Annotated in this window: 9 protein-coding genes; 2 read left to right on the plus strand and 7 right to left on the minus strand. The window is 47.3% G+C overall.

Translation table 11 applies throughout. The features are described from left to right. Nucleotides 1-24 precede the first annotated feature (24 nt). From ilvM to ilvC, 3 genes are all read right to left on the minus strand, one after another. On the minus strand, nt 25-282 hold the full coding sequence (gene ilvM / locus L5M49_RS10400) for an acetolactate synthase 2 small subunit (RefSeq protein WP_007651625.1): 258 nt from the start codon (nt 280-282) through the stop codon (nt 25-27). Beyond that, a complete protein-coding gene (ilvG, locus tag L5M49_RS10405) occupies nt 279-1952 on the minus strand; it encodes an acetolactate synthase 2 catalytic subunit (RefSeq protein ID WP_263265997.1) in 1674 nt (557 codons plus the stop codon). Before ilvG ends, ilvM begins: the two co-directional genes overlap by 4 nt. A gap of 674 nt (nt 1953-2626) precedes the next feature. Further along, the gene (ilvC, locus tag L5M49_RS10410) at nt 2627-4105 is read right to left on the minus strand and encodes a ketol-acid reductoisomerase (protein ID WP_263265998.1); all 1479 of its coding nucleotides are present in this window, start codon (nt 4103-4105) and stop codon (nt 2627-2629) included. A gap of 248 nt (nt 4106-4353) precedes the next feature. Here ilvC and ilvY point away from each other — a divergent pair, with 248 nt between their 5' ends. After that, nucleotides 4354-5226 carry an HTH-type transcriptional activator IlvY gene (ilvY, locus tag L5M49_RS10415; RefSeq protein ID WP_105250471.1) on the plus strand — a complete coding sequence of 291 codons (873 nt, stop codon included), beginning with the start codon at nt 4354-4356 and terminating at the stop codon, nt 5224-5226. Nucleotides 5227-5419: 193 nt separating this feature from the next. Here ilvY and L5M49_RS10420 read toward each other — a convergent pair whose 3' ends face one another. From L5M49_RS10420 to L5M49_RS10435, 4 genes are all read right to left on the minus strand, one after another. Then, nucleotides 5420-6736 (minus strand): hemolysin family protein, encoded by a 1317-nt coding sequence (locus L5M49_RS10420; RefSeq protein ID WP_105250472.1) that lies wholly within the window; start codon nt 6734-6736, stop codon nt 5420-5422. 755 nt (nt 6737-7491) lie between these two features. Next, complete coding sequence (locus L5M49_RS10425; protein WP_105253010.1) at nt 7492-9276, minus strand: GGDEF domain-containing protein; 1785 nt, start codon at nt 9274-9276, stop codon at nt 7492-7494. A gap of 45 nt (nt 9277-9321) precedes the next feature. After that, a complete protein-coding gene (locus L5M49_RS10430; RefSeq protein WP_173248009.1) occupies nt 9322-10350 on the minus strand; it encodes an ABC transporter substrate-binding protein in 1029 nt (342 codons plus the stop codon). A 694-nt stretch (nt 10351-11044) separates the two neighbouring features. Next, the gene (locus L5M49_RS10435; protein WP_263265999.1) at nt 11045-12163 is read right to left on the minus strand and encodes a YwqG family protein; all 1119 of its coding nucleotides are present in this window, start codon (nt 12161-12163) and stop codon (nt 11045-11047) included. A gap of 215 nt (nt 12164-12378) precedes the next feature. Here L5M49_RS10435 and L5M49_RS10440 point away from each other — a divergent pair, with 215 nt between their 5' ends. Next, a complete protein-coding gene (locus tag L5M49_RS10440) occupies nt 12379-13905 on the plus strand; it encodes a YifB family Mg chelatase-like AAA ATPase (RefSeq protein ID WP_105250475.1) in 1527 nt (508 codons plus the stop codon). The last annotated feature ends 108 nt before the right edge of the window (nt 13906-14013 follow it).

Raw genomic sequence — 14013 nt, forward strand, 5'->3', positions numbered from 1 at the left:
ATTCTTAATTCATATGGCGCAGGCTTACGCATTCGCCGTTTGTTGCAAGCTCAGTGGTAACAATACCTTACATTGAGTCACATCAATCAGTTTATTCAGCTGATTACTTAACAGTTCGATGGCACGTTCGCTATCGACCTCCATATCCAGCGACAGGCTAGCGTCGTCATTCATGCGCATCTGCATTTGGGTAATCCTAAAGCCACGATGGCGAGTCACGCGCAAAACACGCTCAAGCACTTCGGGGCGTTGTTGAACCGTTAATTCCAGAGAGTGGATCATGTTTGTTTCTCCATTTCGTCCATCATATCGCTGTTTGATGCGCCGGGGGGCACCAGTGGCCAAACGTTAAAAGCATCATCGATTGCAACGTGTAACAAATACGGGCCCTTAGCCGCTAACATTTCGGTTAAGGCTTCTTCCACTTCGTCGGAAGAAAAAATCGTCCGGCCGGGAATATCAAAAGCAGAGGCCAATAACACAAAATCAGGGTTATCGGATAAATCCGTTTCGCTGTAGCGCTCTTCAAAAAATAGCTGCTGCCACTGCTTCACCATGCCGAGTTTTTGATTGTCGATCAGCACTATCTTCACCGGCAGCTTACGGCGTTTGATGGTAGTCAGCTCCTGCACATTCATCATAAAAGAACCATCGCCAGAGACAGTCACCACTGTCGCATCGGGACGGGCCACTTGCGCACCAATGGCGGCGGGTAAGCCAAAGCCCATAGTGCCTAAGCCAGCGCTGGACAGGTGATCTTCTGGACGGCGGAACCACATATGCTGGGCCACCCACATTTGGTGCTGGCCCACATCGCAACAAACAACATTGTCTTCGGGTAATTTATTGGCTAAACGGCGCAGCAGCGCAGGCGCATAGATCAAACTGCCGGGGTGTTGATAATCCCATTGATGCTTACGGGATAAATGCTCCACCTCAGCCTGCCAAGGCGTAATGTTCATCGACATGGCTAAGGTGGGGAGGATTTGGCGTAAGTCACCGGCGATTGCCACCTCTGGCATACGTAACTTGCCCAGCTCAGCGGCGTCTATGTCTAAATGGATCACTTTGGCCTTGTCGGCAAAGCTCGCTAAACGGCCGGTGACTCTGTCGTCGAAACGGGCGCCCACCACGATCAGCAAATCACAATCCTGTACCGCTAAGTTAGCCGCCTTGCCACCATGCATGCCTAACATGCCTAAGTAACCGGGCGTGCCGTGGGCGATACTGCCAAGCCCTTTCAAGGTCGCGACCGAAGGTATACCCGTTATTTTGATAAACTCACGCAGTTGATCGACCGCGCCCGCCATGCCTACACCACCGCCGACATACAACATAGGCTGTTTAGCCTCAGCCAACAGCGCACGGGCAGCGTCGATATCACTCATCTCTGCTTGGGGTTCGTTCATGACGGCCAGCAAAGGTGTACGGTATTCAAGGTGAGCGAGTTGGATATCCTTCGGGATATCGACCAACACAGGGCCAGGGCGGCCGGATGCGGCGATTTCGAAGGCTTGATATAAGGTTGGGATAAGATCGTTGATGTTTGTCACCATAAAACTGTGCTTAGTGCAGCTCAGTGACATGCCCAGCACATCGATTTCTTGAAACGCATCTGTGCCGATAACGGCGGTGGAGACTTGGCCTGTGATAGCCACGATAGGCACTGAATCTAACAGCGCGTCGGCTAAGGAAGTGATCAGGTTAGTCGCGCCTGGGCCTGAAGTCGCAAAGCACACGCCGGTTTTACCGCTGGCTCTTGCGTATCCTACGGCAGCAAAGGCGGCGCCTTGTTCGTGACGGCTTAAGATATGTTCAACAGGGCTTCCATAGAGGGCATCGTATATTGGCATAATGGCACCACCTGGGTAACCAAACACTGTGGTGACTCCATGTGCTGCTAACACTTTGATTACCGCGTCTGCGCCTCTGATCATCTGCCCTGGTTCCATATTCTCTCTCGCTACGTTAGTCCTGAATTGCCGAAAATCGACGCTAATTTTTTACTCTTTCGAAGCTTAGAACCTTGCTCTAGGCCCTGAAACGAAGAACCCCCCGGTCCTTTCGGAGCGGGGGGTTCTTTCGAAACTTTTAACCTTTTAGGTCTATCAGTTCGCCATGCGCCGCCCCCGCTGTGATTTAATAATCACGACGGTAATAATCACGAGAATGAGCTTGGCAGCTTGGTTAAACATCAATATGGATTCCTAATCGGTGTTTCTAAAATTGGGATATTGCATGAAAGTTAGTTTCGCTTTGGACTTTGCCCTACCGCGAGCTATTAGCTTTACCATAAAGCGACAGCCAAACACAATAAAAAATATCTTTTGTCAAAAAAATTCAGCTTCCCTGCCGAGACAATGCAAAACAACAAAGTAAAACGTTAACTGTTGAGCCTCAGTCGGCGCGATTCACCTACTGAACGATAGACTCACTAACTGTGTCGTTTTTGCCCGCTCGACAACCCACTGAACAGGAAAAAATTTGTTTCTCACTAACTGATTTATCACTAAGCAAGCTCAAGATGCGCGTTTCACTATCTTGAGCTTGCTTGGGAACTGAGCTGAGACCCAAGTCCTTTGAGTCTCAACCCTCTCCCCCAATGCTAGGCTTAACTAACTATCACTTAAGCCTCAACAATGCTCTTCATATCTGTCATGTAACCGCGAAGCTCAGCACCAACATATTCCACTGCCGTTTCACGAATAGCTTCGTTAACAGCGATGAGCGTTAGGTTGTCGACACCGGTTGCGCTGTCTTTCAGGCCAGCACCTAAATACTCAGATGACATGGCATTAACATAGTCACGCAGCATAGGTACGGCAGCGTGATTGAACAGGTAGCAACCGTATTCGGCTGTGTCTGAAATCACTACGTTCATTTCGTACAAACGCTTACGAGCAATCGTGTTAGCGATCAGTGGGGTTTCATGCAGTGACTCGTAATAAGCCGACTCTTCCACAATACCCGCAGACACCATAGTATCGAACGCCAGTTCCACACCCGCTTTGATCATAGCAACAAGGAAAATACCTTTGTCGAAATAGGTTTGTTCGTCGATATGCTCGCTCGATACGGGCGCATTTTCGAAACCGGTTTCGCCGGTTTCCGCTCTCCAACGCAGCAAGTTCGCATCATCGTTCGCCCAGTCTTCCATCATAGTGCGTGAGAATTCGCCGCTGATGATGTCATCCATGTGCTTTTCAAATAATGGTTGCAGAATTTCTTTTAAATCTTCTGCAATTTCAAATGCTTTAATCTTGGCTGGATTAGACAAACGGTCCATCATGTTAGTGATGCCGCCGTGTTTCAGCGCTTCAGTGACCGTTTCCCAACCTTGCTGGATAAGCTTGGCCGCGTAGCCTGGCTCAACGCCATCGGCGATCATTTTCTCGTAACCTAAGATGGCACCCGTCTGCAACATACCGCACAGAATGGTTTGCTCGCCCATCAGATCCGACTTCACTTCTGCGATGAAAGACGACAGTAAAACACCGGCTCTGTCTCCACCCGTTGCGCTAGCATAGGCTTTAGCAATCTCTAAACCGTCACCGTTTGGATCGTTTTCTGGGTGAACCGCGATAAGGGTAGGCACACCAAAACCACGTTTGTATTCTTCACGCACTTCAGTGCCAGGGCACTTAGGCGCAACCATCACCACAGTGATATCGGAACGAACTTGCATACCCTCTTCAACTATGTTGAAGCCGTGTGAGTAAGACAAGGTAGAGCCTTGCTTCATCAGTGGCATAACTGCGTTAACCACGTTTGAATGCTGTTTGTCCGGCGTCAGGTTAAGTACCAGATCCGCCGCGGGTATTAATTCTTCAAAGGTACCGACACAAAAACCGTTGTCAGTCGCTTTTTGCCATGAGGCACGTTTCTGTTCAATCGCTTCAGAACGCAGGGCAAAAGAGATATTCAGACCCGAATCACGCATGTTCAAGCCTTGATTAAGACCTTGAGCACCACAACCTAAAATAACAATATTCCAATCTTTGATGTAGTTACAGCCGTCGCTAAACTCAGAACGATCCATGAAACGACATTGGCCAAGCTGTGCTAATTGTTGACGTAAATTCAGAGAGTTAAAATAGTTAGCCATCTGATATACCACCTATAAGTCAGAAATTTTGGACGCAACCAAACTAACATAATGTTACGGCTTGGTTGTGATTGAAATCACTATAACCCATGCTTATCATTGCTTAAAATGATATATTCGGAACTTCATATTGCATTCTACGCAACGTCAACTGCAATAATGAGCAGTAACATCGGCGCCAATATGCGCTACCCAATCACGCCGCCACCTAAGCCAAGGCTCAAGCTCAGACTAAACAGGATAAGATCATGGATATTCGTACCCTCAAATTGTACCTGCACTTATGTGACAGTTTGCACTTCGCCAAGACCGCGGAGCAGATGCATGTGAGCCCATCAACCTTAAGCCGAGCCCTGCAAAGATTAGAAGAGGAAGTAAACGCTAAGTTGTTAGAGCGGGATAATCGCAGCGTGACCTTAACCCACGCGGGACACGAGTTTAAGCGCTTCGCCGAGCAGACCTTGAACCATTGGAGCACCCTCAAGCACAGTATCGATCTCAAGCAGGACGTGCTACGCGGTCGGTTAAATCTGTATTGCTCGGTCACCGCTGCTTACAGTCATTTACCGGGTTTATTGGATTTATTCCGCCAAGAACATCCCTTCGTCGAGATTGCTTTAACCACGGGAGATGCAGCCAACGCGCTAGCAGAAGTGCAGCAGAATCGCGCCGATATCGCCATCGCCGCCCTGCCCGATCCTTTCCCCAGCAGCTTACATTTTGCCAAAATCGACGATGTGCCACTGTCGATTATCGCACCGACGATCCGCTGTGCAGTACAGCAACAAGTGAGTCAAACGCCCATAGATTGGTCGAGCGTGCCCTTTATCATCCCAGATCACGGCCCAGGACGGCGCCGCGCCGATAACTGGTTCAAACAAATGGGCATCAGCCCTAATATTTACGCCCAAGTCTCGGGACAGGAAGCGATCGCCTCTATGGTAGCGTTAGGTTGTGGCGTGAGCATGAGCCCAGAAGTGGTGATCAATAACAGCCCAGTGCGTGATCGCATTCAGCTGCTCTCGTCGCCAGTGGCGATTCCACCGTTCGAGTTAGGTTGCTGCTGCAAAGTGAAACGACTTGATGATCCCATCGTTAATGCGTTTTTGGATGTGATTTAAACGGGGAAAGTAATACAAAATAAAAGTGCGAGTGAATAGTTTCAACGAGATAGAAAACCGAAACGGCTCTCAAAAGGCTAAAAACTTAGCTAAAGAGAACCGCTTCACTATCGAACAGTTGCGATCAAATTGGTGCTAACGAGCTATTGCCACAGGATTTCTATCGCAAGGCAATCAACACAAGATGACAGGATTACACATCCGGCGAGTTGAGCTTATCAATAGGATCGATACGGGTCACCAATAGCTGATCGACCTTGTACGAATCGATATCGACCACCTCAAATTTATAGCCCGCATAGTTCACGAAATCCGTACGCTTAGGGATTTTACGCAGCATATACATCATAAAACCAGCAATGGTTTCGTAGTTCTGATTATGCGGAAACTCCTCAATACCAAAGGCGCGCATTACGTCGGTAATAGGCGTCACACCGTCGACTAACCAAGAGTTGCTATCACGGGCGATGATCTGCTCTTCGCTCTCGTGCAATGACCAAGCCCCCATTACGGCGCGCTGTAGATCGTTAGTCGTGACAATCCCCACCACTAAGGCGTATTCGTTCATGACCACGGCAAAATCGGCGCGACTATTTTTAAAGTATTCCATCGCTTCTGACAGGCTCAGCGTATCGGGAATGATCAGCGAAGTATGGATTAAGTTACTGCCTTTTAAGATGATATTCTCACCGTTGATCACACGGATCAGCAATTCTTTCGCATCCACGAAGCCTTTGATCATATCTAACTGACCATCGCAGACGAGGAACTTAGTATGGGGATCTTCAGAAATTTTACGCTTGATATCTTCTTCACTGTCTTGCAGTAAAAAGTACACTAAGCTTTCACGGGCCGTCATGGCCGAAGTCACAGAAACGGTTTGCATTTCAAACACATTTTCCATCATCTGTTGCTCACCGCGATCTAGCACCCCAGCTTCGGCACCCGCATTCATGACGGCATAAATGTCGTCGGAGGTGATGGCATCATTACGCACGGTTGGGATCTGCAGCAGTTTAAAGATACCACTCGCCATGCCATTGAAAAACCACACTAATGGGCGTAATAGCACAATACAGAAAGACATAGGCCCGACAACAGCTAAAGCGACAGGCTCAGGCATCGCCATGGCAATGCGTTTTGGCATTAAATCGGCGACTAAAATAAAGGCGCTGGTTACCGTTATGAAGGATAAAACAAAGCTCAATTGGCTCAGCCAAGGCTCGGCAACTAAAGGGGAAAGCAACTGATAGAAGTAAGGCCGAAATGCCGACTCACCCACAATACCGCCCATGATGGCAACGGCATTAAGACCAATTTGTACTACCGTAAAAAAGCTACCGGGAACGGCTTGTAACTGCAGCACTTTTTCTGCTCGTGCATCGCCCTCATCGGCTAACTGACGTAAACGAATTTTACGTGAAGCGGCAAGTGCAATTTCTGACATAGAGAAAAAACAACTCGCGCCGATTAGACACAATATAATCATCACGTTATCAAAGAGACTCATGTAACACCTTTCATTTAACACTGGACTAACTAGGACCAACTCGCGCTTTATTGCTCGCGAGTCAGTTGAATTCATTGTATTTGAGCAAAGTTTGCTTTGTCTGGTCGCTGCACAACAAGATTGTATTGACCACTTTCACCCCAAAGATGAATGATCGCTTAGATGACAATCCTTAGGGTGCACTCAGTATATCTGCAAATTCACGAGTTATGCGTGACTCCGCTCTCGCAGCCCACGCATAGCGCTAATGCACTTGCATCATTTAAGTAATGTTTTATGTCGAAGCGACTGAATATACAGCATTTAATTATTTTACTCGACTCGATGGCATTAGACATCCGAGCGCGGTGGCTTTGATATTGAGCTGCTAGAACGTACATTTAAACCAATAGAATTGACTATGCAGTCGTGGCTTTGCTTAGTTGCGTTACGTAAAATACGTCCAGAATGGCAGCATGGATGTCACTCAGAGTGCATCGCTAAATCGACATTAGGCGGCAGATTATATCTCATCTGCCGCCTAATATTACCTCACCTTGGGTAATTTTTATCTTAGCGACTTATCTACCGCTATGTTTCACATAAATGTTATCAATTAGTTATCATGATTGAGGGCGTCTGTGGCGTGGTGATGCTAACCGAATATGTCTCCAATTTTGCAGCATAGAGCCTAGACTCTTGAAGCTCAGTAGCCAATCCAGCAACGCGTTGGGATATCTTGGCGAAAGAGTAACGTCACCTTCAACCGGCTCCCATTAAATCACTTCAACCTCGACTCTGTTGCGACCTTTATCCTTAGCGCGATAGAGGCAAACATCGGCGCGGCGTAATACGTCGGCCATCTTAAACCCCGAGATCTTATCTAATGGCAAAAACACGCTGCCAATACTGATCGTCACCACAGCCAAGGGAGATACTTGATGGGGAATATTGAGTTGCTCAACGAGATAACACAGTTGCGTAGCAATAGCCGTTAACTGTGCTGGCGTGACCTGCTCGACGACCAAAGCAAACTCTTCACCACCAATGCGAGCCAATAGAGCATTATGCGGCAGGATATCGCACTGTGCTAAGGCATCTGCCACTCGCTTGAGCACAGTATCGCCTTCAAGATGACCATAAGTGTCGTTGTAGGATTTGAAATAATCGATATCCAACATTAACAATCCCGCTGGAGTGTTAGCTTGTAGCACAGTAGCTAATCTTTCGGTAAAGGGTCGTCTATTAGCTAAGCCAGTTAACTCATCGGTTTCAGCCATCACCTTTAATTGGCTATTCGCGGCAACCAGCGCTTGTTGTAGCACTATCATCTGACGCTCTTTCTGTTCGCGTAGCAGTAACTCGTTCAATGCGGAGGCGAATTGGGTCAGCATATTCTTTTTCTGGGCGTTCCAATTTAATGGCCGCGACACAGTCGACAGCGAGAGCAATCCCAATAACTCCCCAGCATTTTTAATCGCAAAGGCGGCAATCGAACATATCCCCACGGATTTCATTACCTCATATTCCTGTGGTGAAAAAGCCTTTAACGCCTCAAGATCCTCAATCACTAAGGTCGATTCCGTCTCGAATTTTTTAGCCAGTTGAGCAATATTATCTACCGAAATCACTTGGACCTTATTTGCGTGTAAGTCACTGGTCCAAAAGCTGCGGTAATAGGCATGCTGCTGATTGAATTCGAGAAGACTCACCCTTTCAACATCAAATAACTGACCTATTTTGTGGCATACTTCAGTTAAGGTTTTATCCACATTGCAGGTATCTATGCTCAAAAATTGCAACGAAATCTCTGCCAACAATTGATTCGACTGCGACTGCCAATCTAATTCTTTAGTTCGTTCTTTGACTAAGTCAGACAATAAATGCTGCTGTTGTTGCAGTGCACGTTGCTGACGTTTATTGATGGCTAAATCATTACGTATCCTTTGATACATACCCTTAAGTGACAATGCCACATGGGCTATTTCATCGGGTCTTGCGGTTACCGTCTCGGGCACAGATAACTTTTTTAACGAGTTAAGATTGATTTTATTAGTGAAATCTTCCAATGCCGACAATCTATCTGTCACCATGAGTCGCACTAAGGTCAAAATCAAATAAATCATCAATAGGGTCTTTAACCCATTACCGAGCACGATAAAAATCAACTGCCGCCACAGCTCGTAGTAAAGCCGATTGGTATCTAACCCTACGGTCAAAGTCGCTATCGACTGCTCTTGATAGGTCACAGGATAGTGAAATAGAGTTTGCGACTCATCATCGGTTAACAAAGGTTTACCCAGATGCATAGTGACGCCATCGATACTGTCTAAATGTACACTCGACACTAGTGGCATCATCCCCAGTCCAGAGAGCAAATCCGATAACAAGCTACGGTCGACGTCCCACAGTGACTTAGCCACGCTTGGCAAAATAGATTCTGAATACTCGCGGATATCCGAAGTCGCATTATCGATACTATCCTGATAGTTCCAAATCAACTGTACCAGCATAGTTAACACAGCAAAAAACGAGCTCACCCCAATAATAATCAGCGTCATCTTGTGGCTAATAGAATGATTACGATGCTTCATGTACACCTGTTATTACGCCTTGAGGGGCAACTTATTCAAAATCTGAGACTGGAAAATCTGTGGCCAATCTCGAGCAACTAACATTTGATAAAATGCCGAATCTGGTTGCAAAACACCGAACAAGGCAACATTGTCATAGGGGAGATATTTTTTATGCTGCTGATAATATTGCAATTCGACCAAACCTAAAGCGCCAACCAAAAAATGCCCGCCACCAATAACACTCACAGAGTGCTGGCGACAAAGCTGTAAAATCTCAGGTGAAGTATTGATCGTACCGACAAATACATCTTTACCAGACACCAAACCTTTTTCCTTCAATGCCTTAAGCACCCCAATCGCCATACGATCACTGGCGGTCCAAATCACATTCAGATCAGGATAACGATTCAGCAGGGTTAACGCTTGCCCATAAGCCACAGCCTCACTCCATTGGCCATAAACCGTTTGAGTCAGAGTGGCATTGGACTGCATAAAGAAATAGTCACTGGCGCCTTGGGTTCGTAGCACTGAAGCAGGCGTCGATTTATCGCCCGAAATCAACAGAACTTTAGCCGCCTTTCCCTCTAAGTCGTCCATTAAGGCCTTAGCGGTCGCCGAACCAATAGCGTAATTATCGGGAATAATGGCGGGTAACAGATATTCTTGCCAATGGGGATCTTGCAGCAAGGCATCACGCTCACCAGGGGAAATATCATTTAAAATCAATTGCACATAGACAGGGTGAGGATAAAGCGCCTGCAGCATTTTTATCGCGGATTGTTTTTCATTAACCAGAATAACGTAATTAGGTAACGCTTTTGCAGAAGCTAACAACTCATCGAGTTGAGTGATCATCTTGAAGTGATTGCGATCGGAATGAATGATATCGAGTTTAATATCGAGTGTCGTCGATGCCGCCAACATCAATTGGTCGACATCTCCCCAAAAACTGTCATCGACAGCCCCAGGATTAAAGAAAACCACATCGAGTTTTGCCCATGCTGCCCCACCAAAACCCGCAGTACAGATAAACACACACGCTAACATCCACGAACGCATAGGCGAGTTCTCCTCGACCATGTTCCCTCAAATGTCATCCTTCACAAGAGGTCACTTTATTATTATCGATTCACAACCTTGTTACCGCATCGCCGCCCAAAATGTTGCTAAAATCGGCAGCAGATGTTTCGATTAAACCACAAAATGATACAAAGTATACTTTATATGCTGACTATTTATTCCGACACCCTGTCTGTATAAGGAGTTCGAGTGGCTCAGTAGCAGAATGTTTATGGGGATGGTAAGTGGCGGCCTTATGGTCAGTCTTGCAACCTAACCACGGAGAAAATGACGGGGACTTAAAAGGAATACAAGTTAGAACTCAGACGTTAATGCAGCCTAGCGGTCAAGTTGAATCAAGGTCGTGGGGAGGGGAACCATGATTTTCAGTGGAGGGTAAACCAAATGAGACTGCTCAACGATGCCCTCATATAATGGCATAGGTTGACAAATCTCTATTAACTGATTGAAATGATTAAATATAACTATCAAGCACTCAATCTATTCAGTGGTAATCATTTATCCCAGAATCAATCCTTTATAACTCATATTCATTCAAAGGCACTAAATTGTGCTTGTGACTCTTCTTTTAATCGGTCGCAACATACATCTTCAATCGTCTCGATATACTCCAAGTGCTGTGTAGCCCGCATCGCCAAACAAAAAGGTTGGCAGTAGCCAACCTTTCAATACGCTAATAATCATAAATGCAGTAAATGCGATCGAATTTGCCTAGCGCTAAATCCGCTTGGTGGATAATAAAATTCAACTGCATAGAGTGCTCACTATAGACGGCTTTGAACAGCACCAGATAATCTTCAGCATTGCCGCCTAATTCAGCCGCGGCGCGGAGTTCCGGGGCTTTATAGCGGCTATCGCCATGGCCATTAATGCTGGCGATACCATCGTAATACGGCAGCGGCTGCTCGGGAACGAGCAATTCCTGCAAGTTGGATGACTGCCAGTCGGGTAGCGCTGACCATTGTGCTTGAGTGAGAATCTGGCCGGGGATTAACCCGTGTTTATTCATTTTCATCAGATCAAAGAAATAGAGCTGATCTTGCCACTCTGGTGCCAATTCATCTTCCGCAACCTCTAGGGCCTCCAGCACCATAGCTTGTTGCGGTTCTGGTAGCGCTTGTAAACGTGCCTTGGCTAACTTTACTAAATGCGGGTTGTCACTATTAATCATGTCAGTGGCTATCATCTTAATGCTGGCAATCCCCTGAAGTTGATAAGCCGCCTCATACTCATAGTTTGCACATACCGCATCGTCGAACTTAAGTTCGGCAATCGCTTTCCCAGAGTTCAGTTGCTGACCCTCTGCGATATAATAGACATGGCCGCGAAGCATTTCCGAGAATCGCCAGCGCTCCAAAAAGAACAACAATCGCCCCTCTCGAGGCAAATAAGATTGAAATGCCTTCAGTTCGCTACAATTGATTTGTGCGATAAATTGCATAGGCACACGGAAGGCTTGCGCAGCCTCGTCCCAATCCGAATCTTGCGACCAACAGTAATGCTCCTCGATATACTCGCGAGTGTGGTCGAATTCCTCAGCGTAAGCATCCAGCATCTCCTCCCGTCCAACCAAAGTCACTGGGTAATCCATGCCGACAGGCAAATCAGGCAATCCACCCAGTCGGCTGTTACCTAACTGGGCATAGTCTTCGATTGCACTGGGATAGAGATCGACACTACTGCGAATAAACGTAGATAACGTATGGGCAAGATGCGGGTCTTTAAACTGCACCAGCTTTTGCTCGAGCAGCTGCTGACGAATGGGGGAATTTTCTGCTAACAACATATCCATATTTACCTCACGACTCCAATGTTTGCTTTTATCATTTCTATCAACTATTTGCCATCTTCAAATAAGGTAAATTGCCAAACCTATCACACGATTAGCAAAGCCGGAGTCAACGGCTTGCTAATGAGAAGGGCAACGGCCTAGGCGATAGGAAACCCCTCCCATTAATTACTGCTACACTCAAATTCAGCGAAAAAGATCAACAAAAGGATTTGTTTATGGCGATTGCCTGTGTCAATACCCGAGCCAGTTGTGGGGTCGAAGCTCCTCAAGTCACAGTTGAAGTGCATCTCAGCAACGGCTTACCAGCATTTAATCTTGTAGGCTTACCCGAAGCTTCGGTAAAAGAAGCCCGTGAGCGAGTACGCAGTGCCTTGATCAATGCGGGATTCGAGTTTCCAATGCGGCGGATAACAGTCAATCTCGCGCCAGCTGATTTACCTAAACAAGGTGGCCGCTACGACTTACCCATCGCCGTGGGCATATTGGCGGCTTCGGAACAGATTCCCATTAACAGTTTAAAAAATATCGAGTTTGTCGGCGAGCTGGCACTGTCAGGGCACATACGTTACTGCCAAGGGTTATTGCCCGCGATTATCGCGGCGAAGCGCCAAGACCATACCTTGGTCTTACCGCTAGATAACCGCCACGATGCAGAGCTAGTCGGCTATCCCAATGTGTTATTTGGTTCGCATCTGCAAAGTCTAGCCGCGTATTTACAAGGGCAAAACCAACTGCCCACACTGGCGCCACAGTTAGAATGGGTAAGCCAAGAGACACCCGAGTCCCATACTTGCCTGAGCGATGTGATTGGCCAATATCAGGCCAAGCAAGCACTCGAAATTGCCGCTGCGGGTAACCACAACCTCTTGATGCTAGGCCCGCCGGGTACAGGCAAGACCATGCTTGCCAGCCGCATGATGGCACTATTGCCTGCACTCAATTATGAGGAAGCGTTAGAAGTGGCGGCAATTCATTCCGTTGCTGGACTCGACATTAAACCGCAGCATTTTTTACAGCGACCATTTAGGGCGCCGCACCACACGAGTTCTTCGATTTCCCTCGTGGGTGGTGGCAGTATCCCAAAACCAGGGGAGATCTCCCTCGCCCATCGCGGTGTATTATTCTTGGATGAAGTGGCTGAATTTCCTCGTAAAGTCTTAGATTGCCTGCGTGAACCGATGGAAACCGGCGAAGTGGTGATTTCCCGCGCCGCCGCTAAACTGACATTTTTGAGTCGATTCCAATTAATCGCAGCGATGAATCCTAGCCCTAGTGGCGACTTGGATAGCCATCATAGATCCAGCCCTGAACAAATCCAACGTTACCTTTCGCGGCTTTCAGGTCCGTTTCTCGATCGTTTCGACTTGACCATAGAAGTGCCCAAACTTCCCGCGGGCACTTTGACTCAAGCCGCGCCGCAGACAGAAACCAGCCAAGATATCGCCAAACGAGTGAAGCTAGCACGTGAACTACAACTTGCCCGTGCTGGTGTGCTCAATAGCGAACTTACAGGGAAACAATTGAAACGCTTCAGCGGACTCAGTGATGCTGATTTAGTGTTTTTGGAGCAAAGCGTGGTGAAGCTTGGCCTTTCGGTTCGCAGTTTTCATCGTATACAAAGAGTCGCCCGCACTATCGCCGATCTTGAACAAGCACCTAACACCGAACGCCGCCATCTTGCCCAAGCACTGGGTTATCGTGCTATGGATAGGTTGCTGGCACGACTATCCCAGCAATATTGAGTCAGCCGCTTTACAGTGAAGATGAACAAATGCACCGACCAGCTGTGCCTAAGATTGAGCCAAACGCCTACACCGAGTAACATAGGCCTCCAATTTTTGTCAGGGGGC

The sequence above is a fragment of the Shewanella sp. SM74 genome (assembly GCF_025653725.1).
GTDB classification, from domain to species: domain Bacteria; phylum Pseudomonadota; class Gammaproteobacteria; order Enterobacterales; family Shewanellaceae; genus Shewanella; species Shewanella oncorhynchi.